This window comes from Gluconobacter sp. P1D12_c (genome assembly GCF_018812105.1).
Taxonomy (GTDB): Bacteria; Pseudomonadota; Alphaproteobacteria; order Acetobacterales; family Acetobacteraceae; genus Gluconobacter; species Gluconobacter oxydans_A.
This window is the reverse complement of the sequence record NZ_JACSIQ010000823.1, coordinates 1-369: the sequence shown is the minus strand read 5'-3', so window position 1 is coordinate 369 and position 369 is coordinate 1. Positions and strand designations below refer to the sequence as shown.

At 46.1% G+C, this 369-nt stretch carries 1 protein-coding gene; it reads right to left on the bottom strand.

All coding sequences use genetic code 11. The annotated features are described in order from the left end of the window. Positions 1 to 369: hypothetical protein (locus tag KP705_RS19370; protein WP_215765489.1), on the bottom strand; the 369-nt coding region annotated here is incomplete at both ends.

Here is a 369-nt window from a genome sequence, read left to right as displayed (position 1 = left end):
TCGTGTAAGTGTCAAGCATATATGCTTTTGCGGAATCATCCACCGCATTGATATCCCTGTTGCCAAGCTCCCACGAACCACGCAACGCAAACAGATTACGCCCCGTTAGAGCATCGCATCCAATTTTTTGGAGTTTTTCGATAACCTGCTGATGGTGTCGCTTAGAGACAACTTCAATGAGTTCGAGAGCCTTTTTGCCGAGTTCAGTGTCAGGCGTCTGCGTATAATTCTGGACCATAAGACAGGGTTCAGAGACGTTATAGAAAGCATGATGCGGGAGCATCAGCCCAACAATCTTATTCTCCATCTGCTCGAATTTTATTTCATCACCAACGATGACACGACCATCAAGAGAAGGCTCAACACAGA